This window comes from Blastococcus sp. TBT05-19, assembly GCF_003319095.1.
Classification (GTDB): Bacteria; Actinomycetota; Actinomycetes; order Mycobacteriales; family Geodermatophilaceae; genus Blastococcus.
In genome coordinates this window covers 197,379-221,028 of record NZ_QOHI01000007.1, presented here as the reverse complement: position 1 = coordinate 221,028, position 23,650 = coordinate 197,379, and the positions used below count along the sequence as shown (strand labels likewise).

General features: G+C 73.1%; 22 protein-coding genes. 11 read left to right on the top strand and 11 right to left on the bottom strand.

Annotated elements, in window-relative coordinates; genetic code table 11:
- The first annotated feature begins 39 nt into the window (after window positions 1-39).
- Window positions 40-1,320, top strand: a complete 1,281-nt coding sequence (murA, locus tag DQ244_RS18030) for a UDP-N-acetylglucosamine 1-carboxyvinyltransferase (RefSeq protein WP_113812874.1) — start codon at window positions 40-42, stop codon at window positions 1,318-1,320.
- A 1-nt stretch (window position 1,321) separates the two neighbouring features.
- On the opposite strand, the gene DQ244_RS18025 is transcribed toward murA, so the two are convergent.
- Window positions 1,322-1,624, bottom strand: coding sequence for a hypothetical protein (locus DQ244_RS18025; RefSeq protein ID WP_113812873.1), 303 nt, complete (start codon window positions 1,622-1,624; stop codon window positions 1,322-1,324).
- 96 nt (window positions 1,625-1,720) lie between these two features.
- On the opposite strand from DQ244_RS18025, the gene DQ244_RS18020 reads away from it, so the two are divergent.
- Window positions 1,721-3,739 carry a protein meaA gene (locus DQ244_RS18020; protein WP_113812872.1) on the top strand — a complete coding sequence of 673 codons (2,019 nt, stop codon included), beginning with the start codon at window positions 1,721-1,723 and terminating at the stop codon, window positions 3,737-3,739.
- A gap of 30 nt (window positions 3,740-3,769) precedes the next feature.
- Here the strand turns inward: DQ244_RS18020 and DQ244_RS18015 are convergent, their stop codons facing one another.
- Both DQ244_RS18015 and DQ244_RS18010 read right to left on the bottom strand, forming a co-directional pair.
- Window positions 3,770-4,456 (bottom strand): cyclase family protein, encoded by a 687-nt coding sequence (locus DQ244_RS18015; protein ID WP_199580466.1) that lies wholly within the window; start codon window positions 4,454-4,456, stop codon window positions 3,770-3,772.
- A complete protein-coding gene (locus DQ244_RS18010) occupies window positions 4,453-5,037 on the bottom strand; it encodes a helix-turn-helix domain-containing protein (RefSeq protein WP_113812871.1) in 585 nt (194 codons plus the stop codon). The genes DQ244_RS18015 and DQ244_RS18010 overlap by 4 nt, the downstream gene beginning before the upstream one ends.
- Window positions 5,038-5,173: 136 nt before the next feature.
- On the opposite strand from DQ244_RS18010, the gene DQ244_RS18005 reads away from it, so the two are divergent.
- The 3 genes from DQ244_RS18005 (at window position 5,174) to DQ244_RS17995 (ending at window position 8,726) form a co-directional block, all read left to right on the top strand.
- A complete protein-coding gene (locus DQ244_RS18005) occupies window positions 5,174-6,739 on the top strand; it encodes a cytosine permease (protein ID WP_113812870.1) in 1,566 nt (521 codons plus the stop codon).
- Window positions 6,739-7,125 (top strand): nuclear transport factor 2 family protein, encoded by a 387-nt coding sequence (locus DQ244_RS18000; protein ID WP_113812954.1) that lies wholly within the window; start codon window positions 6,739-6,741, stop codon window positions 7,123-7,125. The genes DQ244_RS18005 and DQ244_RS18000 overlap by 1 nt, the downstream gene beginning before the upstream one ends.
- A gap of 263 nt (window positions 7,126-7,388) precedes the next feature.
- Window positions 7,389-8,726 carry a dicarboxylate/amino acid:cation symporter gene (locus DQ244_RS17995; protein WP_233491710.1) on the top strand — a complete coding sequence of 446 codons (1,338 nt, stop codon included), beginning with the start codon at window positions 7,389-7,391 and terminating at the stop codon, window positions 8,724-8,726.
- Between the two features lie 50 nt (window positions 8,727-8,776).
- Here DQ244_RS17995 and DQ244_RS17990 read toward each other — a convergent pair whose 3' ends face one another.
- Together DQ244_RS17990 and DQ244_RS17985 are read right to left on the bottom strand one after the other, a co-directional pair.
- Window positions 8,777-9,628 (bottom strand): hypothetical protein, encoded by an 852-nt coding sequence (locus DQ244_RS17990; RefSeq protein ID WP_113812868.1) that lies wholly within the window; start codon window positions 9,626-9,628, stop codon window positions 8,777-8,779.
- A complete protein-coding gene (locus DQ244_RS17985) occupies window positions 9,625-10,806 on the bottom strand; it encodes an EAL domain-containing protein (RefSeq protein WP_158544610.1) in 1,182 nt (393 codons plus the stop codon). Before DQ244_RS17985 ends, DQ244_RS17990 begins: the two co-directional genes overlap by 4 nt.
- A 110-nt stretch (window positions 10,807-10,916) precedes the next feature.
- On the opposite strand from DQ244_RS17985, the gene nucS reads away from it, so the two are divergent.
- From nucS to DQ244_RS17970, 3 genes are all read left to right on the top strand, one after another.
- Window positions 10,917-11,588 (top strand): endonuclease NucS, encoded by a 672-nt coding sequence (gene nucS / locus DQ244_RS17980; RefSeq protein ID WP_113812866.1) that lies wholly within the window; start codon window positions 10,917-10,919, stop codon window positions 11,586-11,588.
- An 81-nt stretch (window positions 11,589-11,669) separates the two neighbouring features.
- The gene (locus DQ244_RS17975; protein ID WP_113812865.1) at window positions 11,670-13,451 is read left to right on the top strand and encodes a 3-hydroxyacyl-CoA dehydrogenase family protein; all 1,782 of its coding nucleotides are present in this window, start codon (window positions 11,670-11,672) and stop codon (window positions 13,449-13,451) included.
- A 3-nt stretch (window positions 13,452-13,454) separates the two neighbouring features.
- Window positions 13,455-13,760, top strand: coding sequence for a hypothetical protein (locus tag DQ244_RS17970; RefSeq protein ID WP_113812864.1), 306 nt, complete (start codon window positions 13,455-13,457; stop codon window positions 13,758-13,760).
- Here DQ244_RS17970 and DQ244_RS17965 read toward each other — a convergent pair.
- From DQ244_RS17965 to mce, 4 genes are all read right to left on the bottom strand, one after another.
- Window positions 13,757-15,004, bottom strand: a complete 1,248-nt coding sequence (locus tag DQ244_RS17965; protein WP_113812863.1) for a DUF4397 domain-containing protein — start codon at window positions 15,002-15,004, stop codon at window positions 13,757-13,759. The two genes, DQ244_RS17970 and DQ244_RS17965, sit on opposite strands and share 4 nt — an antisense overlap.
- Window positions 15,005-15,033: 29 nt before the next feature.
- On the bottom strand, window positions 15,034-16,248 hold the full coding sequence (locus DQ244_RS17960; RefSeq protein ID WP_113812862.1) for a hypothetical protein: 1,215 nt from the start codon (window positions 16,246-16,248) through the stop codon (window positions 15,034-15,036).
- Window positions 16,249-16,389: 141 nt separating this feature from the next.
- Complete coding sequence (gene ccrA, locus DQ244_RS17955) at window positions 16,390-17,721, bottom strand: crotonyl-CoA carboxylase/reductase (RefSeq protein ID WP_113812861.1); 1,332 nt, start codon at window positions 17,719-17,721, stop codon at window positions 16,390-16,392.
- Between the two features lie 106 nt (window positions 17,722-17,827).
- Complete coding sequence (gene mce, locus DQ244_RS17950) at window positions 17,828-18,304, bottom strand: methylmalonyl-CoA epimerase (RefSeq protein WP_113812860.1); 477 nt, start codon at window positions 18,302-18,304, stop codon at window positions 17,828-17,830.
- Between the two features lie 198 nt (window positions 18,305-18,502).
- On the opposite strand from mce, the gene DQ244_RS17945 reads away from it, so the two are divergent.
- Together DQ244_RS17945 and meaB are read left to right on the top strand one after the other, a co-directional pair.
- Window positions 18,503-19,693: an acetyl-CoA C-acetyltransferase gene (locus DQ244_RS17945; RefSeq protein WP_113812859.1), complete on the top strand. Its 1,191-nt coding sequence runs from the start codon at window positions 18,503-18,505 to the stop codon at window positions 19,691-19,693.
- Window positions 19,690-20,712 (top strand): methylmalonyl Co-A mutase-associated GTPase MeaB, encoded by a 1,023-nt coding sequence (gene meaB / locus DQ244_RS17940; protein ID WP_113812858.1) that lies wholly within the window; start codon window positions 19,690-19,692, stop codon window positions 20,710-20,712. Before DQ244_RS17945 ends, meaB begins: the two co-directional genes overlap by 4 nt.
- Here meaB and DQ244_RS17935 read toward each other — a convergent pair.
- Both DQ244_RS17935 and DQ244_RS17930 read right to left on the bottom strand, forming a co-directional pair.
- Window positions 20,676-21,566 (bottom strand): HTTM domain-containing protein, encoded by an 891-nt coding sequence (locus DQ244_RS17935; RefSeq protein WP_113812857.1) that lies wholly within the window; start codon window positions 21,564-21,566, stop codon window positions 20,676-20,678. The genes meaB and DQ244_RS17935 overlap by 37 nt on opposite strands.
- Window positions 21,563-22,057, bottom strand: a complete 495-nt coding sequence (locus tag DQ244_RS17930) for a hypothetical protein (RefSeq protein ID WP_113812856.1) — start codon at window positions 22,055-22,057, stop codon at window positions 21,563-21,565. The genes DQ244_RS17935 and DQ244_RS17930 overlap by 4 nt, the downstream gene beginning before the upstream one ends.
- A 116-nt stretch (window positions 22,058-22,173) precedes the next feature.
- Here DQ244_RS17930 and DQ244_RS17925 point away from each other — a divergent pair, with 116 nt between their 5' ends.
- Window positions 22,174-23,646: an NAD(P)/FAD-dependent oxidoreductase gene (locus tag DQ244_RS17925; RefSeq protein ID WP_113812855.1), complete on the top strand. Its 1,473-nt coding sequence runs from the start codon at window positions 22,174-22,176 to the stop codon at window positions 23,644-23,646.
- Window positions 23,647-23,650 lie beyond the last annotated feature (4 nt).

Here is a 23,650-nt window from a genome sequence, read left to right as displayed (position 1 = left end):
CTGGAACGGATGGCGCACAACGGGCCTTAGGGTGGACCGGTGGACTGCTTCGAGGTGACCGGCGGCGCGCGGCTGGCCGGACGTGTTCGGGTCACCGGCGCCAAGAACAGCGCGCTCAAGCTCATGGCGGCGACCCTGCTGGCGACCGGCCGCTCGACGATCGACGAGGTCCCCGACATCCTCGACGTCACGATCATGAGCGAGGTGCTGCGCCGGCTGGGCTGCGACGTCTCCTACGAGCGCACCCCGGGCAGCGGGGGCGGCGGCCGGCTCACCATCGACGTCCCCGAGAAGCCGTCCACGGAGACCGACTACGACCTGGTGCGCCGGATGCGCGCCTCGATCAACGTGCTCGGTCCGCTGGTCGCCCGGTGCGGGTCGGCGCGCGTCGCCCTGCCCGGCGGCGACGCGATCGGCTCCCGGGGCCTGGACATGCACATCTCCGGCCTGGAGCGGCTGGGCGCCACGATCATCAGCGAGCACGGCTTCCTGGTCGCCACCGCGCCGCGGCTGACCGGCGCCTCGATCTGGCTGGACTTCCCGTCCGTGGGGGCCACCGAGAACCTGGTGATGGCCGCCGTCCTCGCGCAGGGCACCACGGTCGTGGACAACGCCGCCCGCGAGCCGGAGATCGTCGACCTGTGCCGGCTGCTCGCCGCGATGGGCGCGCGCATCGACGGCGCGGGCACCTCCACCATCACCGTCGAGGGCGTCGAGCAGCTGCACCCGGTCGAGTACACGACGGTCCCGGACCGGATCGTGGCCGGCACGTGGGCGATCGGCACGGTCATGACCCGCGGGGACGTCGTCATCGAGCGCGCCACGGCCGAGCACCTCACCGTGGCGCTGGACAAGCTGACCGACGCCGGCGCGACCGTCGAGGTCGTGCCCGACGGGCTGCGCGTGGCCATGGACGACCGCCCGCGGTGCGTCGACGTCGTGACCCTGCCCTTCCCCGGCTTCCCGACCGACCTGCAGCCGATGGCAGTGGCGCTGGCCGCCGTCTCGACCGGGACCGCCCTGATCACCGAGAACGTGTTCGAGGGCCGGTTCATGTTCGTCAACGAGCTCGTCCGGCTGGGCGCGGACATCCGCATCGACGGGCACCACGCGGTCGTGCGCGGCCGGGAGCGGTTCTCCAGCGCCCCGGTGCTCGCCAGCGACATCCGCGCCGGGGCCGGGCTGGTGCTGGCCGGGCTGTGCTCCGACGGCGTCACCGAGGTGCAGGACGCCTACCACGTCGACCGCGGCTACCCGGACTTCGTCGAGCAGCTGCGCGGCCTGGGCGCCCAGGTGGAGCGGACCCAGCGCCCCGGCTGAGTCACTCGGGGCTGCGGAACGAGACCGCGAGCGCACGCGCGCGGTCGGCGTCCTCCGGGAACACCAGCACCTCGGCGCGGTGCGCGCCGGGGAAGCGGACGGTGGAGCGGATGCCGGCGTCGGAGAGCAGCGCCCGCAGCTGCAGCGCCGACTCCCGTCGGCTGAGCGTCGCTACCCGGGTCAGCAGCCCGTCGTCGACCGGGGACGACGGCGCGGGCCGGCCGGCGAAGGCCCACCGCGTGAACAGCGCGAGCAGCCCCAGCACGACCACGGCGACGAGCGGTCCTGCTGCGTCGTACGGCACGGCACCTCCTCCTGGAACCCCCGATCGAGTGTGCCACCGCACACCTCGTCACGGCGGAGCTGCTACTCGCGGGTAACCGCCCTACACTCCGCCGGTATGCCGTTCCCGTCATCGCCGGAGGAGCGTGACCGTCCCTGGGTCATGCGCACCTACGCCGGCCACTCCTCGCCGGCCGAGTCCAACGCCCTCTACCGCCGGAACCTGGCCAAGGGCCAGACCGGTCTCTCGGTGGCCTTCGACCTGCCGACGCAGACCGGGTACGACCCCGACGACGAGCTCGCCGTCGGCGAGGTCGGCAAGGTCGGCGTCCCGGTCACGCACATCGGTGACATGCGCGCGCTCTTCGACGGCATCCCGCTCGACGAGATGAACACGTCGATGACGATCAACGCGACCGCGATGTGGCTGCTGGCGCTCTACCAGGCCGTCGCCGAGGAGCACGGGCACGACGTCAGCAAGCTGGCCGGGACGACGCAGAACGACATCATCAAGGAGTACCTGTCGCGGGGGACCTACGTCTTCCCGCCGGCTCCGTCGATGCGGCTGATCACCGACATGGTCGCGTACACGGTGACGACCATGCCGAAGTGGAACCCGATTAACATCTGCAGCTACCACCTGCAGGAGGCCGGGGCGACGCCGGAGCAGGAGATCGCCTACGCGATCAGCACCGCGATCGCCGTCCTGGACTCCGTGCGCGACTCCGGCCAGGTGCCGCAGGAGAAGTTCGGCGAGGTCGTCGCGCGCATCTCCTTCTTCGTCAACGCGGGCGTCCGCTTCGTCGAGGAGATGTGCAAGATGCGCGCCTTCACCCAGCTCTGGGACGAGCTGACCGAGGAGCGCTACGGCGTCCAGGACGCCAAGCACCGCCGCTTCCGCTACGGCGTGCAGGTCAACTCCCTCGGCCTGACCGAGGCCCAGCCGGAGAACAACGTCCAGCGCATCGTGCTGGAGATGCTCGCGGTCACGCTGTCCCGCGACTCCCGCGCCCGCGCCGTGCAGCTGCCCGCCTGGAACGAGGCGCTCGGGCTGCCCCGGCCGTGGGACCAGCAGTGGTCGCTGCGGCTGCAGCAGGTGCTGGCCTACGAGACCGACCTGCTCGAGTACGAGGATCTGTTCACCGGCTCGGTCGTGGTGGAGAAGAAGGTCGCCGACATCCTCGAGGGCGCCCGCGCCGAGATCGCCCGGGTGCAGGAGATGGGCGGCGCGGTCACCGCCGTCGAGTCGGGGTACATGAAGGGCCAGCTGGTGGGCTCGCTCGCCGAGCGCCGTCGCCGGATGGAGAGCGGCGAGGACGTCGTCGTCGGGGTGAACAAGTTCGACACCACCGAGCCCAACCCGCTCACCGCCGACCTCGACACCGCGATCATGACGGTCGACCCGGCCGTCGAGGCCGCCGCGCAGGAGGCCGTGAAGAAGTGGCGGGCCGAGCGCGACCAGGAGGCCGCCGACAAGGCGCTGGAGGCGCTGCGCGAGGCCGCGAGCAGCGACGTCAACCTGATGCACGCGACCCTGGAGTGCGCCCGTGCCGGCGTCACGACGGGGGAGTGGTCCGGCGTGCTGCGCGAGGTCTTCGGCGAGTACCGGGCACCGACCGGCGTCTCGGCCGCCTCGGGTGGCGGCGAGGCCGACGAGACCCTCCTCGGGGTCCGCGAGCGGGTGCGGGCGACCGGTGAGGAGATGGGCGGCCGACTGCGCTTCCTGGTCGGCAAGCCGGGGCTCGACGGGCACAGCAACGGCGCCGAGCAGATCGCCGTGCGCGCCCGCGACGCCGGGTTCGAGGTCATCTACCAGGGCATCCGCCTCACGCCGGCGCAGATCGTCTCCGCCGCCGTGGAGGAGGACGTGCACGTCGTCGGGCTCTCGGTGCTCTCGGGCTCGCACCTCCAGGTCGTCCCGGCGGTGCTCCAGGGCCTGAAGGACGCCGGTCTCGACGACGTCCCGGTGGTCGTCGGCGGGATCATCCCGGACAGCGACGCCCGCCGGCTGCGCGAGCAGGGCGTCGCCCGGGTGTTCACGCCCAAGGACTTCGGGCTCAACGACATCATGGGCCAGGTCGTCGACGTCGTCCGCGAGGCCAACGGGCTTCCGGAGTTGGTGCCGGAGCCGGCCTGACGTCGGGCGGCTGACCCCCCGGGCGGGGGGTCAGCCGGCGACGTCGAACGCCACGGCCCGGACCGGGGCGCCGTCGGCTCCGGTGAGCCGGAGCGGGAGCACGCTGACGACCGGCTCGGCCGAGGTGACGGAGGACAGGTTCCGCAGGTTCTCCACGATCACGCCCCCGGCGCCGAGGACGGCGAGGTGCGCGGCGAACCCGCCCGCCGACTCGCCGTCCAGCACCGTCTCGTCGAGGCTCAGCGCGTCCAGGCCGATCGTGCGGACGCCGGCGTCGACCAGCCGCTGTGCTGCGTCGCCGTCCAGGTACGGGTGGGCGAAGTACGCGTCGGTGCCCCAGTGCGCGTCCCAGCCGGTGTGCAGCAGGAGCATGCGCCCGGGCCCGAGGCGGTCGGCGACCGGCGCCAGGTCCGCCCACGTGATCGGGGTGCGCGGTGCCCGGCCGCGGAGGTCTGCGACGACCGCCGGGCCGAGGAACAGCTCCAGGGGGAGCTCGTCGATGCGGGCGCCGTCCTCGAGGAAGTGGAAGGGGGCGTCCACGTGCGTGCCGGTCTGCGAGCCCATCCGCACGTGCAGGACGTTGTAGCCGTGCTCCTCGATGGTCGTGGCGGGCTCGATCCGCGCGACCGGGTCCCCGGGGTAGACGGGGGTGCCGTCGTCCAACGGGTGCGAGAGGTCGACGATGCCCCGCACCGACGGGACCAGGGGGCCGCTCACGGTGCCGGACTCAGGACCCACAGCACCTCGGCGACGGTGTCGGCCGAGGGGTTGAGCCACGTGTGGGGGGTGGCGCCGGGCATGGTGAAGGCGTCACCGGCGGTCAGGTCCACCGGATCTCCGGGCAGCAGCAGCCGCAGCTCCCCGGCCACCAGGTAGACGAACTCCGCCTCGCACGCCAGGGAGTAGAGCTCCGGGCCGCTCCCGCCGCCCGGCTCGACCAGGGACCGGATCACCTGCAGGTGGCGCTGCGAGCCCGCGGTGAGCAGGTACTCGCGGAGACCGCGCCTGCCGAAGTTGATCGGCGGGGCCTCGTCGCCCCGCACGAGCGAGGTCTCGGGCGCCTCGAACAGCTGCCCGACCCCGATGCCGAGGATGCCGCACACCGACACCAGCGAGGCGACCGACGGCGAGACCTCGTCGCGCTCGAGCCGGCTCAGGAAGCCCTTGGTGAGCCCCGCCTCGATGGCGACCGCCGCGAGGGTCAGTCCCGCTGCCTGCCGTGCCGCCCGCAGCCGGGCGCCGATCAGCGCCTCGGCGGGGTCGTGCGGTCGTGCCAGCCGTCGTACCTCTCCGGCCACGTCGTCCCCTCTCCCGAGTCCACGAGCAGCATGCCGCACGAAACTTTCGGGCAACTTTAGTTGTCTCCCAGACAACTCTGCCCCTAATCTTCGCCCACTGCGGTGGTCGGGACCACCGCCTCACCCGGAGGTGCACATGAGCGGACCCGTTGTGGCCGGGACGGCCGCGGAGGCGCGGCGACCCCGCGTCACCGAGATCGAGCAGCACGGGATCGACACGATCCCCGCTGCCGAGCGCACGTCGCGGCCCTTCGACCTGTTCCGCATCCAGTTCGGCGGCGCCAACACGTTCGCGACGGTCATCCTCGGCACCTTCCCGGTCCTACTGGGGCTCTCGCTGGGCCAGGCCGTCGCCGCCACGCTCGTCGGCGTCGTGGTCGGGGCGCTGATCCTCATGCCGATGGGCCTCTTCGGCCCGCGGACGGGGACGAACAACGCGGTGTCCTCCGGTGCGCACTTCGGCGTCCGGGGCCGGGTGCTCGGCTCGTTCCTCTCGCTGCTGACGGCGATCGCGTTCTACTCGATCTCGGTGTGGGTCAGCGGCGACGCGATCGTCGGCGCGGCCACCCGCCTGTTCGGCACGGAGGACTCCGACCTGTTCCGCGGGATCATCTACGCGGTCCTCGGAGCGCTGGTGATCGTCGTCGTGGTCTACGGCTACCAGTTCATGCTGCTGGTGAACAAGGTGGTCGTCCTCGCCAACACCGTGCTCATGCTGCTCGGCATCGTCGCCTACGCGTCGCTGTTCGACTTCGGCTACGACCCCGGTCCCGAGGCGTACGCGCTGGGCAGCTTCTGGCCGACCTTCATCCTCTCGGCGCTGATCGTCATGGGGAACCCGGTCAGCTTCGGGGCGTTCCTCGGCGACTGGTCGCGCTACATCCCCGCGGGCACGCCCACCCCGAAGCTGCTGGGCGCCACCTTCCTCGGTCAGCTGGCCACGCTCGTGCCGTTCCTCTTCGGTGTCGGCACCGCGACCCTGGTCGCCGGAGAGGCCGACTACGTGGTGGCGCTGATCCAGGCGTCGCCGCTCTGGTACGCGGTGCTGCTGATCGTGGTGGCGTTCCTCGGCGGCATGTCCACCGGCGTGACGTCGCTCTACGGCACGGGGCTGGACTTCTCCTCGGTCTTCCCCCGGCTCAGCCGCGTGCAGGCGTCGCTGTTCATCGGCGCGCTGGCCTTCGTCTTCATCCTCGTCGGCCGCCTGGCCTTCGACCTGCTGGGCAGCGTGAACGCCTTCATCGGCGCGATCGTCATCTGCACGACCCCCTGGATGATCATCATGACCATCGGCTACGTCGTCCGGCGCGGGTACTACTCGCCCGAGGACGTGCAGGTCTTCAACCAGGGCCGGACCGGTGGGCGCTACTGGTTCAGCGAGGGGGTCAACTGGCGGGGCATGGCGGCGTGGATCCCCTCGGCGATCGCCGGGCTGCTCTTCGCCAACTACCCGCCGCTGATCGAGGGGCCCTTCCGCAACGCGGTCGCCGGCGGCATCGACGTGAGCCTGCCGGTCTCCCTCGGCCTGGCGGCCGTGATCTACCTGGCCCTGCTGTTCGCCTTCCCGGAGCCCCGCCACGCCTTCGGCCCCGAGGGCCCGCGCTGGGTCCCGGTCAGCGACGGCGAGGCCGCGCCCGTCGTCGACGATCCGCGCGCCTCGGTGCACCGGGCCGGTCGCCGTCCCCAGGAACCGGTCGCGTGATGGTCGAGGCGGAGGTCAGGGCAGCCGCGGAGGCACTCGTGCAGGCCTTCGGACGTGGCGACCTGGAGGCCTACTTCGGCAGCTTCGCCGAGGACGCCACGTTCCTGTTCCACACCACCGACCGGCTGCTCACCTCGACCGAGGAGTACCGGCGGGAGTGGGCACGGTGGGTGGCCGAGGACGGTTTCCAGGTCGTCTCCTGCGAGAGCACCGACGTGGTCGTCCAGCTCCTCGGCGAGACCGGCGTGTTCACCCACCGGGTCCGGACGACGGTGCGCACGAACGACGGCGAGGACGTCCTGCACGAGCGGGAGACGATCGTCTTCGCGCGCCGTGACGGGCGCTGGCTGGGCGTGCACGAGCACCTCTCGCCGGCACCGGCCTGAGGTCGCGTCACGGCCGGCGGTGCACGCCGGGTCGGCCGTGACGGCGGCGGGGTTCCCGCGTCCGGGTGAAACCGAGCACAACCCGGCATGGGCCGGGGCCTGCTCGCATTGACCCTCTCGTGCAGAACCTGTGGGGCCTCACGCGACGGCGTGCCCTGGACTTCGGACGGATGACGACCGCCGGCTGTTGACGCCGGCCGCGCTCGTCGTCCCGTTCCGATTCCTCGAAAGGCCCCTCCCTCGTGCTCGCTCGTCTCCGCCGTGTGCCCTTCGCGGCACAGGTGCTCCTCGCCCTCGTGGTCGGCGTGGCCCTCGGCCTCGTCGCCCGCGAGATCGGCCCCGTCTCCGACGGCTCGCCGAACTGGCTCACCAGCACCCTCCAGACCATCGGCAGCAGCTTCGTCGCGCTGCTCAAGGCGCTGGTCCCGCCGCTGATCGTCACCGCGGTCATCGTCTCCATCGCGAACCTCAAGCAGGTCTCCAACGCCGCCCGCCTGGCCGGCCAGACCCTGCTGTGGTTCGGCATCACCGCGCTGATCGCCGTCGGCATCGGCATCGGGCTGGGCCTGCTGACGCAGCCCGGCCGCAACAGCTCGGTCGACGCGGCCGCCGCCGAGGCCCCCGCGACGACCGGTGGCTGGTGGGACTTCCTCACCGGGCTGGTCCCGGGCAACATCCTCGGGCTGCAGGCCTCCGCCGGCAGTGACGGCTCGGTGGGCCTGTCGTTCAACGTGCTGCAGCTGATCGTCATCTCGATCGCGATCGGCGTGGCCGTCCTCAAGGTCGGCGAGGCCGCCGAGCCGTTCCTCGGCTTCGTGCGCTCCGCCCTGGCGATCGTGCAGAAGGTCCTGTGGTGGGTCATCCTCCTGGCCCCGATCGGCACCGTCGGCCTGATCGGCAACGCCGTCGCCAGCTACGGCTGGGACTCCCTGGGCAGCCTGGGCGTCTTCGCCGGCGCCGTCTACGCGGGCCTGGCCCTGGTGCTCTTCGTCGTCTACCCGGTGCTGCTCAAGGCCCACGGTCTCTCGCCGCTGCGCTGGTTCGCCGGCGCCTGGCCGGCCATCCAGCTGGCCTTCGTCTCCCGCTCCTCGATCGGCACCCTGCCGGTGACCGAGCGCGTGACCGAGCAGAACCTCGGCGTCCCGCGGTCCTACGCCTCGTTCGCCGTGCCGCTCGGCGCGACGACGAAGATGGACGGGTGCGCCGCGATCTACCCGGCGCTGGCCGCGATCTTCGTGGCCCAGTTCTTCGGCGTGGACCTCGGCGTCACCGACTACCTGCTCATCGCGCTCGTCTCGGTGATCGGTTCGGCGGCCACGGCCGGCGTGACCGGCGCGGTGGTCATGCTCACCCTCACGCTGTCCACGCTGGGCCTGCCGCTGGCCGGTGTCGGCCTGCTGCTGGCGATCGACCCGATCCTGGACATGGGCCGCACCGCGGTGAACGTGGCCGGCCAGGCGCTGGTCCCGACCATCGTGGCCAAGCGCGAGGGCATCCTCGACGTCGAGCGCTTCGGCTCGACGTCGTCGGCCCAGCCGCTGGCGAAGGTGGAGGAGCAGAGCGGCGTCGACGCCGACCTGCGCACCCCCGCCACGGTGTAGCACTCCCCGCGACACGGGCCCGGACCTCCCAGGAGGTCCGGGCCCGTTCGTCATCCCCGGGAGAGGTCCTCGCAGCCGGACTCGTGCGGGAGCAGCGGGCGCAGCAGCACCGTCCAGCGCCGGCCGTCCGCCGTCGTCCAGGGGGTGTGGTCGGTGGCCGAGGCCGCGGCGTCGAGCACCGGACCGACCTGGTCCTCGGGCACGAGGACGCAGCCGACCCCCGCCACGTCCAGCGGGGGGCCGGGCCACGGCCGCGCGGTCGGGCCGGGCTCGACGAGCTCGGCGGCGACGGCGGCGACCGACCGGACGGCGTAGGGCTCGGGACCCTCCACCCCGTCGGGGCCGAGGGTGCCGGGCAGGTCGAGCAGCTGCTCGACCAGCCGTGACAGCCGCTCGCGGTCCGCGACCTGCCCCGGCGTCAGCCCGTACCTGCCGTCGGCATCGGGTCCCGACCCGATGCCCAGCGCGTACACCTGGCGCGTGGCGCTGTCCAGACCGGCGCGCAGCTCGAAGCGGGTGTCGGGCAGATCGGTGACCGAGGGCGAACCCAGGTCGCCGGTCTCCGTCACGCCGGCCTGCACGGCCAGCCCGACCAGCTCCTGCAGTCCGCCGGGGTCGACGCGGTGCACCTGCAGGGCCGGCAGCGCGGGCTCGGGGAACCGTGCCGGCCCGGGTGCGCGGGTGACGACCCGGCCGTCGGAGTACACGGTGACCGCGGGCAGTCGGGCCAGGGCGTAGGTGGCCGGCACGTAGCCCCCGACCTCGCCGATCTGCAGGACGACGGCCGGCGGCTCCCCGGGGAGCGGGGCCTGACGGTCCTCGGGCGCCTGCTCCTGGCCCGGGCCGGTGCACGCGCCCAGGAGCACGAGGAGCGCACCGATGGCGGTGGCCGGGCGCCTCACGCCACGAGGTCGTACGCCGGGCGCGGCCGGCCGAAGAGGTAGCCCTGCCCGTACCGCACCCCGCGGGCGAGCAGCGCATCCCGCTCGGCCTCCTCCTCGACCCCCTCGGCCACCAGGCGGGCACCGGTCTCGCCGGCGAAGGCGACCATCGCCGAGGTCATCGCCTGGCGGGCGGGGTCGTCGTGCAGCCCCATCACCAGGCCGGTGTCGAGCTTGATGACGTCGGGACGCAACCGGAGGATGTGCCGCAGGCTCGCGTAGCCCGCGCCCGCGTCGTCCACGCTCACCCCGATGCCGGACCCGCGCAGCCGCCCGGTCGCGCTCAGGACGGCCGCGTAGTCGTCGATCCGGCTGTGCTCGGTGATCTCGACTGCCAGGTCGCAGTCGCAGTGCTCCAGCAGCAGCTGGACGACCGAGTCGCAGGTCAGCGCCTCGGGGGAGAGGTTGACGGCGAGGGTCAGGTCGGCCGGGAGCGTCCGGGCCACCTCGAGCGCGGCGCGCGCGGCGAGCTCCTCCAGCTCCACCCCGAGCCCGACGGCGGCGGCCTCGCTGAACAGGCCCGCCGGGCCGGGGCCCTTCCAGTCGGGGAAACGGCTGAGCGCCTCGTGCCCGACGACCGCGCCGGTGGCCATCTCCACGACCGGCTGGAGGTGGGTGACGACCGCGCCGCGGACGAGGAAGGAGCGCACCCGTTCGCGCCGGGCGGCCAGGTCGCGCGCGGCCGCGGCGGACCCGCTGCGCAGGTGGTCGCTGATGAGGTCGGCGAGCAGCTCGACGGTGCGTGCCGACTCGGCGTCCAGGTGCGTGCCGGGGCCGCGGCTGACGCAGCACAGCATGCCGACGGGGCGGTGGTCGGCGTCCCGCACCGGGGCGCCGACGTAGGAGCCGATGTTCAGGTCGGCGGTGACCTCGAGGTCGCGCGTCCGGGGATCGCGGGTCGCGCCGGTCACCACCGGTGGCAGCTGGCCGCTCAGCACGCGCACGCAGTAGGAGCCCTCCAGCGGGGCGCTCATGCCCTCGACCACGTTCATCGACGCGAGGTCACCCACCGCGGAGGTGATCCGCTGGTCCCCCTCGGTGAAGAGCGACACCCAGGCGACGTCCATGCCCAGCCGGGCACGCGCCGCGTCGAGGAGCCAGTGCACCCAGTCGTCGCCGAGACCGGTGCCCTCTTCCACGGGTGTCATTCTCGACCCGGCAGGGCCTCCGCCACCACATGCGAGCCGATGACTTCCCGAAAAGCCCGGGCCGGCGCGAGCCGTCGGCCCGCCCGGTACCGTCGGCGCCCGTGCGTCTGGTCATCGCTCGTTGCTCGGTCGACTACATCGGTCGGCTCACCGCCCATCTGCCCCTGGCGACCCGTCTCCTGCTGGTCAAGGCCGACGGCTCGGTGTCCGTCCACGCCGACGACCGGGCCTACAAGCCGCTGAACTGGATGAGCCCGCCCTGCCGCCTCGAGGAGCAGCTGGACGACGGCAGCGGCACCTGGACGGTCACGAACAAGGCCGGCGAGCAGCTGATCATCACCATCGACGAGGTGCTGCACGACCACGCGCACGAGCTGGGCGTCGATCCCGGCCTCCAGAAGGACGGCGTCGAGGCCGAGCTCCAGCGGCTGCTCGCGCTGCACGTGGAGACGTTCGGGCAGGGGTGGACGCTGGTGCGGCGGGAGTACCCGACGGCGATCGGCCCGGTGGACCTGCTCTGCCGGGACGCCGACGGCAAGGTCGTCGCGGTGGAGATCAAGCGCCGCGGCGAGATCGACGGCGTGGAGCAGCTGACCCGTTACCTGGAGCTGCTCAACCGCGATCCGCTGCTCGCGCCGGTGAAGGGCGTGTTCGCCGCGCAGGAGATCAAGCCGCAGGCGAAGGTGCTCGCGCAGGACCGCGGCATCGACTGCGTCACGGTCGACTACGCCGTCCTCAAGGGGACCGACGACCCCACCCAGCGCCTCTTCTGAGTTACCGGCGGGTAGCCCCCGCGCGGCGGTGATCGCCGGGTGAGAGACTGCCCGCGATCACCGGCGATGGGAGATGGCAGCGTGGCCAGGGAACTGAACGAGGTCGGCGTCGTGGGGCTGGGCACCATGGGTGCCGGCATCGCGGAGGTGCTCGCGCGGGCGGGCCTGTCGGTCACCGCGGTCGAGGTGTCCGACGAGGCACTGGCACGTGGCCGCGGCCACGTGGAGCAGTCCACCGACCGGGCCGTGGCCCGCGGCAAGCTGGACGCCGCCGAGCGGGACACGATCTTCGAGCGCATCCGCTTCAGCAACTCGCTGGAGGACCTGGCGAACGCCGAGCTGGTCATCGAGGCCGTGCCGGAGCGCATGGAGCTCAAGGCCGAGGTCTTCGCCGCGCTCGACAAGATCTGCCCGCCGGACACCATCCTGGCGACCAACACCTCGAGCCTGTCGGTCACCGAGCTCTCGGTCGTCACGGGCCGGCCGAGCAAGGTCATCGGCATGCACTTCTTCAACCCGGCCCCGGTCATGAAGCTCGTCGAGGTCGTGCAGACCGTCGTCACCGAGCCCTCGGTGGTCGAGGACGTCGAGGCGCTGGCCGACCGGCTGGGCAAGGTCGACGTCACCATCGGTGACCGCGCGGGCTTCATCGCCAACGCGCTGCTGTTCGGCTACCTCAACCACGCGGTCTCGATGTACGAGAACCGCTACGCCTCGCGCGAGGACATCGACGCGGCCATGCGGCTGGGCTGCGGCCTCCCGATGGGCCCGCTCGCGCTCATGGACCTCATCGGCATCGACACCGCCTACGAGATCCTCGACACGATGTACAAGCAGTCGCGCAACCGGCTGCACGCGCCCAGCCCGATCATCAAGCAGATGATGACCGCAGGCCTGCTCGGCCGGAAGTCCGGCCGCGGCTTCTACAGCTACGCCGAGGCCGGCTCCGCCGAGGTCGTCGACGACGCGCAGACCCCCACCCCCGGCGGTGCCGCCGAGGGCGCCCGTCCGGTGCGGACCGTGGGCGTCGTCGGCTCGGGCACGATGGCCACCGGCATCATCGAGGTCGTCGCCAAGGGCGGGTTCGACGTGGTCTTCGTCGCCCGCGCGGCCGAGAAGGTCGAGGCCGTAACCCGGGCCCTGACCAAGTCGCTGGAGAAGCAGGTGCAGCGAGGCCGGCTCGAGGAGTCCGCCCGCGACGAGATCCTCGCCCGGGTCACCGGCACCACCTCGCTGGACGACCTGGCCGACCGCGACCTGATCATCGAGGCCGTCGTCGAGTCGCTGCCGGTCAAGGAGGCGCTGTTCGCCAACCTCGGCGAGATCGCCAAGGCCGGTGCCGTGCTCGCCACGACCACCTCCAGCCTCCCGGTGATCGAGTGCGCCAAGGCCAGCGGCCGCCCGGCCGACGTCGTGGGCATGCACTTCTTCAACCCGGCGCAGGTGATGAAGCTGGTGGAGGTCGTCTCCACGATCTCCACCGCGCCCGACGTCGCCGCCACGATCCACGCGGTCTCGGCGGAGCTGAAGAAGCACGCGGTGTCCTGCACCGACCGGGCCGGCTTCATCGTGAACGCGCTGCTCTTCCCGTACCTGAACGACGCGGTGAAGATGCTCGAGGCGCACTACGCCACCGCCGACGACATCGACGCGGCCATGAAGGTCGGCTGCGGCTACCCGATGGGCCCGTTCGAGCTGCTCGACGTCGTCGGGCTGGACGTGTCGCTGGCCATCGAGCGGGAGCTCTACACCGAGTTCCGCGAGCCCGGCTTCGCGCCGGCCCCGCTGCTCGAGCACCTGGTCACCGCCGGCTACCTCGGTCGCAAGACCGGCCGCGGGTTCCGGGACTACGCCAGCCGCTGACGGGTGCCCCGTCGCCGCCCACGAGCCGGCTCCCGACCCTCCGGTCGGGAGCCGGCTCGTCGCGTCGAGACGGTCGAGGAGGCCGCTGACGGCGACTGGGTGGTGCGGGCGCTCACCGGCTCGTCGGCCGGCAAGGCCTACCGCTGTCCCGGCTGCGACCAGGAGATCCGCCCGGGGACGCCGCACGTGGTGACCTGGCCGGCCTACGCCCGCGACTCGGACCTGGAGCCCTGGGACGTCGAGTCGGCGGCCGACTGGCGCCGGCACTGGCACACCACCTGCTGGCGCTCCCGCGACCGCCGCCGTTAAGAAGCCTGCGCGGTGACGACGACGTTGTCCCGGTAGCTGCCCCGCTCGAACGGGCCGCCGCAGGTGATCAGCCGCAGCTCGGCCCCGGCGGTCGCCCCGTAGACCAGCTCGGTGGGGAACGCGTCCTTGGCGTACCGGTCGACGGCGGTGACCCGGAAGCGGGTCTCGGTGCCGTCGGCCCGCTCCACCACCACCTCGTCGCCCACGGCGGCTCCGGACAGCTCGGCCAGCGCTCCCGGGCGACCGGCCCAGTCCACGTGGCCGGTGACCACGGCGGGGCCGCGCTCGCCGGGACGCGGGCCACCGGTGAACCATCCGGCCACGAGGGGGTCGGCGGGCGGCACCAGGGCACCCGCGCCGTCGAGGCCCGTCCCGGTCAGCGGGGCATCGACGCCCGCCGAGGGCAGTCGCAGGCGCACCGGCGCGGTGGCCTCCTCGCCGAGGCGGACGGCGGCCGAGCCCGCGCCCGTGACCGCGGCGAGCGCCGTCGTGAGCGCCGTCCCCGGCAGCCGGGGGGCGCCGCCGGCCTCCACGCCACCCGCGGGCCGCACGGCCGGGCCGCTGGCGTCGACCACGGGCCGCAGCGTCGTCCCGCCGCCGGGAGCGTCCAGCACCAGCAGGGTGACCACCGAGCCGGCGGCGAGGTCGAGGGGCACCTCGCGGTCCGCGCCGGTCACCGAGGCCCGGTACCGCCCACCGGGGACGGTCAGCGGCTCCCCGGCCTCCCCGGGGCGGAGGTCCGAGGCCGGTACGAGGCCTCCGGCGAACGAGACGTCCACCGTCGGTTCGGTCGTCGCGGCCAGCACCCGCACGCGGGCGGTACCGGCCGGGGGAGGGGAGAGGTCGTCGTCGGTGGGGGAGAGAGCGAGGTCGGCGAACGCCCCGCCGAGGACGACGGTGCGCACCTGCCCCGGCGCCACGTCCACCCGGGCCGAGAGCACGGGGGCGGAACCGGAACCGGCGCCCCGGATGCTCACCGCGTGGCTGCCGGGGAGGACCTCCCGGTACTCGCTGAGGGCGCCGTAGGCCAGCTCGGCCGCGACCACGGGCCCGGGGTCGGTGAGCACCGTGCCCGGCGCGGCGGCGGACGTCAGCGAGACGTCGACCGCCGGCGTGTCGGGGGAGAGGTGGGCGACCCGCAGCAGCCCGGGCTCCTCGGCCCGGGCGGGTGCGGGGACCAGGACGGCGCCTCCCACCGCCACGAGCAGGGCCAGGACGGCCGACAGCCCGCGGGCCGTGGGCACGCGGGCTGCGGTGGAGCGGGGCGCGAGGATCAGGAGCGACCCGGCGCCACGGGCTGGTCGATCGTCTGGGTGCTCTCGGCCTGCGACGCCGCGGTGGAACCGGTCGCGCCCTGGCGGGGCGGCATGGGCAGCTGGCGGGTGGCGGGCTCCTCGGAGCGCTGCGGCGCCGCCGGGAAGGTGGCGGTGGCCGGGTCCTGCCGGGTGGGCTGGCGCGCCGCGGCGGCCTCGCTCTCCCCGCGGGTCACCTGGACCGCCGGCTGCTGACCGGTCTGCTGACCGGCGACCTGGGCCGGCGCCTGGGTGGCGGGCTCGGCGGTCGTGACCTCAGCGGCCGGCGGAGCGGCCTGAGCCGGCTGGGCGGGCTTCGGCTCGACGGCCGGCGCCTGCTGCGGGGCGGGCTGCGCGGCCTGGGTGCCGCGGGCGGCCTCGTCCCGGGCCGGCTCGGGACGGTCGCTCAGGTCGGGCAGGCCGTCGAGCAGGCGGCGGGCCTGGACCAGGCGCGAGGTGAGCTCGTCGCGCACGTCGCGGATGGCCTCGGCGCGGGCCTCGGCCTCGGCGACGAGCTGCGCGGCGTGCTGCTCGGCGGCCGAGATGCGCTGGCGGGCGGCCTGGGTGGAGACGCGCTCGCGCTCCTCCTCGACCCGGGCGGCCTCGGCGCGACGGGCGCGCTGCGCGATGTCGAAGTCCTCCTCGACCTTCGCGCGGCGGGCCTGCGACTCGGCGTCGAGCCGGGCGACGCGCTCCTGCGCCTTGCCGACCAGCTCGTCGGCGCGGATCTGCGCCTTCTGGGCGATCTGCTCGGCGGTCTGGCGGGCCTCGCCGAGCATGCGCTCGACCTCGGCCTGACCGGCGGCGTGCCGCTCCAGCAGGGCGCGCTCCTCGGCGGCGGTCTGCTCGCGGACGGCCATGGCGTCGGCCTCGGCGGCGCGGCGGATCTCGCCCGCCTCCTCCTCGGCCAGCTGCAGCATGTGCTGGATGCGCTCGCTGATGTTCTCGAACGTCGGCGCGGACTGCGTCGCGGCCTTGCGGCGCAGCGCGTCGACCTCGCCGTGCAGGGCGGAGAGCTGGCCGGCCATGTCGGCGGTGCGGGCCACGGCGGCGTCGCGGTCGGCCAGGGCGATGCGGAAGTCCGCCTCGAGCCGCTCGATGGTCTCGGCCACCTGACTGCGGTCGTACCCCCGCAGGACGACGTCGAACGAGTGCTGCGCCTCGTGCATCGGCAGATCACGGCGGGGGTCGGTCATGTCCTCATCCTCGCAGAAGGGGGAGGCGTCGTCACCGTCCCCCGGGAACCGTAGATCCCAGCCGCCCCCGTCGTCCCTGCCGACACGGGGAGCAGGGGGTTCCCGGTGGGGCCGGCGACGCGCCGGCCCCACCGGGAGGGGTCACACCCCGCGGAAGCGGTTGATCGCGTCCACGTGCTTCTCGCGCTTGGCGGTGTCCGTGACGCCCAGGCCCTCCTCGGGGGCGAGGGTCAGGACGCCGACCTTGCCCTGGTGGGCGTTCTTGTGGACGTCGAGGGCGGCCTGGCCGACCTCCTCCATCGGGTACACCTTCGACAGGGTCGGGTGGATGAGGCCCTTGTCGATGAGCCGGTTGGCCTCCCACGCCTCCTTGTAGTTGGCGAAGTGCGAGCTCAGGATGTTCTTCAGGTTCATCCAGAGGTACCGGTTGTCGTACTGGTGCATGTATCCGCTGGTCGAGGCGCAGGTGACGATCGTGCCGCCCTTCTTGGCGACGTAGACCGAGGCGCCGAAGGTCTCGCGGCCCGGGTGCTCGAAGACGATGTCGACGTCCTCACCGCCGGTCAGCTCGCGGATCTTCTTGCCCAGGCGCTGCCACTCCTTGGGGTCCTGGTTGTTCTCGTCCTTCCAGAACTTGTAGCCCTCGGCCGAGCGGTCGATGATCAGCTCCGCGCCCATCCGGCGGACGATCTCCGCCTTCTCGGGGCTGCTCACGACGCAGACCGGGATCGCGCCGCCGTTGAGCGCCATCTGCGTGGCGTAGGAGCCCAGGCCACCCGAGGCGCCCCAGATCAGGACGGTGTCGCCCTGCTTCATGTGGGCGCCGTTGCGGCTGACCAGCTGGCGGTAGGCGGTGGAGTTGACCAGGCCGGGGGCAGCGGCCTCCTCCCAGGAGAGGTGCGCCGGCTTCGGCATCAGCTGGTTGCTCTTGACCAGCGCCATCTCGGCGAGGCCGCCGAAGTTGGTCTCGAAGCCCCAGATCCGCTGCTGCGGGTCCATCATCGTGTCGTCGTGGCCGGCCGGGTCCTCGAGCTCCACCGAGAGGCAGTGCGCGACGACCTCGTCGCCCGGCTTCCACTTGTTCACACCGGGGCCTACGCGCAGCACGACGCCGGCCAGGTCGGAGCCGACGATGTGGTACGGCAGGTCGTGGCGCTTGGTCAGCTCGGAGACGCGGCCGTAGCGCTCGAGGAAGCCGAAGGTCGAGACCGGCTCGAAGATCGACGTCCAGACGGTGTTGTAGTTCACCGAGGAGGCCATGACGGCCACGATCGCCTCGCCCGGGCCCAGCTCCGGGGTGGCGACCTCCTGCACGTGCAGCGACTTGCGGGGGTCCTTGTCCTTGGTGGCCACCCCCTCGAACATGTCCTGCTCGTCCTTGCGCACCACCACGGCGCGGTAGGACTCCGGCACGGCCAGGCCGCCCAGCGCGTCCAGCTGGTTGGCGAGGATGGCGTCCCTGATCTCGTTCACGCGTACTCCCGGGTCGTCTGCGGCCGTCGTCGGCCGGGCTCGGAGGGCGGTGCGGTGGTGCGGGTGCGCAGATGTTACCGATGGGTAACCGCGCGGGTCACTGCGGTCAGTGGGCGGGGGAGGCGGCCGGCTCGACGAGCTCGACCAGGACGCCGCCGGCGTCCTTGGGGTGGATGAAGTTCACGCGGCTGTCGGAGGTCCCGCGCTTGGGGACGTCGTAGAGCAGCCGCAGGCCCCGCTCGCGCAGCGTGGCGCTGACGGCGTCGACGTCCTCGACCCGGAAGGCCAGCTGCTGCAGGCCCGGGCCGGAGCGCCCGATGAACTTCGCGATCGTGGACTCCGGCGTGAGCGGCGCGAGCAGCTGGATGCGGGTGTCGCCGTTGCCGACGGCCAGCATCGCCTCGCGGACGCCCTGCTCCTCGTTGGTCTCCTCGTGCACGGAGTGCACGCCGAAGGCCTGGGCGTAGAAGGCGATCGCCTCGTCCAGGTCGGGGACGGCGATGCCCACGTGGTCGATGGTCGTGAACAGCCCGGCGGGCAGCCCCGCGGCGGCGGCGGTGTGATCGGCGTCGTTGGTGGTCACGCGGGCATCCTGCCGGTAAGACGTCTGAGACGACACTCGGATGTGGCAGGGTTCACCGACGGGTGACCGACATCGCCGGACCGGGTGGCTCGTTGCACCTCACGTCCTATCCTGTTCGGCAGTCGGCCCGCGTCCCGTGCGCGGGTCCGCCCTGTCGACACGGTCGCCAGCGTCGGCGGCCCAGCCACTGGAGGCCTCATGTCCCGCTCGGTCATCGTCAGCGGTGCTCGCACCCCGATGGGCCGGCTTCTCGGCTCGCTGAAGGACTTCTCGGCCGCCGACCTCGGCGGGGTGGCGATCAAGGCCGCCCTGGAGCGGGCCGGCATCTCCGGCGACCAGGTCGAGTACGTGATCATGGGCCAGGTCATCCAGGCCGGCGCCGGCCAGAACCCGGCCCGCCCGGCCGCGGTGAAGGGCGGCATCCCGATGTCGGTGCCCTCGATCACGGTCAACAAGGTCTGCCTCTCCGGCCTCAGCGCGATCGCCATGGCCGACCAGCTCATCCGCGCCGGCGAGTACGACATCGTCGTCGCCGGTGGCATGGAGTCGATGACCCAGGCGCCGCACCTGCTGGCCGGCTCGCGCACGGGCACGAAGTACGGCGACACGAAGCTGGTCGACGCGATGGCCCACGACGGCCTCTCCGACACCTTCGACCAGGTCGCGATGGGCGTGCTGACCGAGCAGGCGAACAGCCGCTACGACCTGACCCGCGAGGAGCAGGACGAGTTCGCCGCCGCCAGCCACCAGAAGGCCGCGCGGTCGCACAAGGACGGCGTCTTCGCCGAGGCGATCACCCCGGTGCTCATCCCGCAGCGCAAGGGCGATCCGATCGAGTTCACCGACGACGAGGGCATCCGCGCCGACACCACCGCCGACAGCCTCTCCAAGCTCAAGCCGGCGTTCGCCAAGGACGGCACGATCACCGCCGGCACCGCCTCGCAGATCTCCGACGGCGCCTGCGCGGTCGTGGTCATGAGCGCGGCCAAGGCCGCCGAGCTGGGCATCGAGCCGATCGCCGAGATCGGTGCGCACGGCATCGTCGCCGGCCCGGACGCCACGCTGCAGAGCCAGCCGTCGCGGGCCATCCAGAAGGCCTGCGAGCGCGAAGGCATCGACCCGAAGGACCTCGACGTCGTCGAGCTCAACGAGGCCTTCGCCGCGGTCGCCATCGTCTCCACCCGCGAGCTCGGCATCGACCCGGAGAAGGTCAACCCCAACGGTGGCGCCATCGCCCTGGGGCACCCGGTCGGCATGAGCGGCGCCCGCGTCGTCCTCGACGTGGCGCTCGAGCTGCGCCGTCGCGGCGCCAAGGTCGGCGCCGCCGCGCTGTGCGGCGGCGGTGGCCAGGGTGACGCCCTGATCCTGCACGCGCCCAGCAAGGCGTGACGGACGGCACCGCCGTCCAGGCCGACGCCCCCACCTCCCCCCGCGGCAGGCGGGGGCGTCGGTCCGTCGACGTCCCGGAGCTCGTCGAGCGCGCCCGCGAGGGTGACGCGCGGTCGGTGGCGCGGCTGATCTCGCTGGTGGAGGACGCCAGCCCGGCGCTCCGCGAGGTCGCGGCCGCACTGGCCCCGCACACCGGCAACGCCCAGGTCATCGGCCTGACCGGCTCGCCGGGCGTCGGCAAGTCCACCTCGACGACGGCGCTCGTGCGCGCCCTGCGGCAGGCCGGCAGGCGCGTCGGGGTGCTCGCCGTCGACCCGTCGTCCCCGTTCTCCGGCGGGGCGCTGCTCGGCGACCGCGTGCGCATGCAGGACCACGCCGGCGACAGCGGCGTCTTCATCCGGTCGATGGCCTCGCGCGGGCACCTCGGCGGCCTGTCCTGGGCGACCCCGCAGGCGCTGCGGGTGCTCGATGCCGCGGGCTGCGACGTGGTGCTGATCGAGACCGTGGGCGTGGGGCAGTCGGAGCTGGAGATCGCCTCGCTGGCCGACACCACGCTCGTGCTCGTGGCCCCCGGCATGGGCGACGGCATCCAGGCGGCCAAGGCCGGCATCCTCGAGGTCGCCGACGTCTTCGTCGTGAACAAGGCCGACCGCGACGGCGCCGACCAGACGGTGCGCGACCTGCGCTACATGCAGTCCCTCGGCGGCCGTCACTCCGAGGCCGGCAACTGGCGCCCGCCGATCTGCCGGACCGTGGCCTCCCGCGACACGGACAACGGCGTGGACGGGGTGCTGGAGAAGATCGAGGAGCACCGCGGGTGGCTGGAGTCCACCGGCGAGGGCCGTCGCCGGCGCGCGGAGCGGGCCGCCCGTGAGATCGAGGCGATCGCGCTGGCGACGCTGCGCGAGCGCATCGGGGACATCCGCGGCTCGGCGGCGCTGGAGTCCCTCGCCGGCTCGGTGGTCGACGGGACGACCGATCCCTACCGGGCGGCCGACGAGCTGCTCGCCCAGCTCTGATCCGCCGCGGGGGCGGTCCGCTGCCACCGCGCGGCCAGCCGCTCCCACGGCAGGATCGACAGGATCGCCACGCAGTGCGGCAGGAAGATGATCGTCACGCCGGCGAACACCATCACGTGGAAGCCGAGCAGGAAGAGGACCAGGCCGATCCGCGCCCGGTCGCTGCGGACCAGCAGCATCAGCGGGGCGAGGAACTCCAGGACCAGCATCGCCCACTGCGCCGTCGACAGCAGCCACGGCAGCTCGAGCGTCCAGTCCGACAGCGGCGTGCCCCGGCGCATCACCGCTCGGGTGAGCGTCGAGCCGGTCGGCCAGTCCCAGCCGCCGAAGCGGATCTTCGCCCAGGCGGCGAGGAAGTACGTGAGCATGACGGTGATCAGGACGGCGGCCATCGCCCAGCCGGCTGCCTCCGAGGAGCGGCGATCGCGCAGGCGGGCCCGGCCGATGGTCGGCAGCACGGCGAGCGCCACCAGGAAGGCGATCCGGTCGTGGTCGACCTTCCCGTAGCTCATCGCGATGACCATCCACTCCATGTAGAGGAGGAAGACGGCCGTACCGAGGAGTCGCGGTGCCCGCCCGGTGGCGGCGGCCAGCGCGGCGAGGACGAGGGCCCACTGGACGACCACGACCACGGTGGCGGTGGGCGTGGGCAGGTGCAGCAGCCGGCCGATGAGCAGCGGTGAGTACCACTCGACCGGGACGTCGGCGTGCGCCCGCACCCAGGCGGTCGTGAGGAAGACGTCGATCGGGATGAACAGGTAGGCGATCACCCGGAAGACGGCGATGCGGGCGAGCGGGACCGGCCGGAAGAACCAGCGGCCCAGCGCGCCGGCGTGAGGTGCAGGGGTGGTCATGCTCCGTCGTCCTCCAGCAGGTGCTCGACCAGCACGCGGTCGGTGAACTCGCCGGTCTGCCGGCCGTCGATCAGCTGGAAGCGCCGCTGGATCACCTGCACCGCGACGAGCTCGGGGGCGTCGGGGTGCCGCTCGACGTAGGCGTCGGCCAGCAGGCCCAGCAGCTCCGGCTCGTCCCGGAGCCGGTCCAACTGGCCCTCGAACTCCGCGCGCCGCAGGCCGACCTCCCCGCCGGACAGGCGCACCTCCTCGCCCGTGGGCGTGAGGGCGACCGTGCGGGTGGAGACCACCGCGGCGTTCGGGTCGGCCCGGGTCGAGTACATGCGGAACGGGCCGAAGGGGAACTCGTCGTCGTCCCCCCACGCGGTGCCGGCGAGCAGCAGGGCGAGCACGATGCCGGCGGCGGCGAGCCGCCAGCTGCGGCCCGCGGGGGTCAGCTGCAGCGGCTCGGGCTCCGTCCGCGGGTCCGCGACGGTCGGGAGGGCTGGCACGCGGGACAGGGTAGGACCGGTGCGCCCCTGCCGGGACCAGGTCGCTGCGCGCCCCGCACCGCGGAGCCCACCGTCCCCAGCCGACACAACGCAGGGGTCCGTGTGAGGATCGGGCGATGAGCGGGCGCCCGGATGCTGTCGTGGTCGGTGCGGGTCCCAACGGGCTGGCCGCCGCCCTGCGGATGTCGGCGGCGGGCCTGCGCGTGCAGGTGGTGGACGCCGCCGACAAGCCCGGTGGCGGCATGCGCACCGAGGAGCTGATGCGGCCCGGCTTCCACCACGACGTGTGCTCCACGGTGCAGCCGATGGCCGCGGCCGCGCCGTTCTTCCGCGAGTTCGACCCGGAGAGCCGCGGTGTGCGGTTCGTGCACCCGGAGATCAGCTTCGCCCACCCGCTGGACGGCGGAGGGGCGGCGCTGTCGTTCCGGTCGCTGGAGCAGACGGCGGCCGGCCTGGGCGCCGACGCCGACGCCTACCGCCGGATGTTCGAGCCCATCGTCGAGCACGGCACCGACGTCATCGACTTCTTCCTCTCCAGCCGGCTGCGCTCGCTGCCGACCAAGAGCGTTCCGCAGGTCACGAAGTTCGCGCTCACCGGGCTGCCGAACGTCAGCTGGCTCGCCCACCGGTACTTCGAGACGCAGGAGGCCCGCGCGCTGCTCGGCGGCGCGGCGGCCCACGGCATGCTCGACCTCAGCCAGCCGCTGACCTCGGCCCTGGGCATGCTGCTGGCGATGCTGTCCCACCACGCGGGCTGGCCGCTGATCGAGGGCGGCTCGCAGAAGCTCGCCGACGCGATGGTGACGGCGCTGGAGCAGCAGGGCGGCGAGGTCGTCACCGGGCACCGGGTCACCGACCTGCGCGAGTTCGACGGCGTGCCCGCGGTGCTGCTCGACACCACGCCCGAGGACTTCGTGACGATGGCGGGGGACCGGCTCAACGAGGGCTACCGCCGGTGGGTGCGCCGGTACAAGCACGGCGCGGGGGTGTTCAAGATCGACTGGATCCTCTCGGACCCCGTGCCGTGGACCAACCCGGACGCGCGCCGGGCGGGCACCCTGCACGTCGCCGGCGACCTCGAGGAGACGATCGCCGGCGAGCGGGCGCCCAACGAGGGCCGGATCACCGACAAGCCGTACGTGCTCGCCGTCCAGCCGACCGTCCCGGACCCCACGCGGGCCCCGGCCGGCGGGCACATCTTCTGGGCCTACGTGCACGTGCCGCACGGCGCCGACGTCGACATGACCGCGGCCATCGAGGACCAGATCGAGCGGTTCGCGCCGGGCTTCAAGGACACGATCCTCGAGCGGCACACGAAGAACGCCGTCCAGATGGAGCAGTGGAACATCAGCTACCTCGGCGGCGACATCTCCAACGGCCAGGCGACGCTGCGGCAGATGCTGGCCCGCCCGGTGCCGCGGTGGAACACCTACCGGACGCCGGTGAAGGGCGTGTACCTCGCGTCGTCGGCGACCCCGCCGGGGCCGGCCGTGCACGGGATGTGCGGCGACCTCGGGGCCCGGGTCGCGCTGCGCGACGTCTTCGGTGTGCGGCGGGTACCGCCGCTGCGGCCGGCGCCCGCCGCGTGAGCTG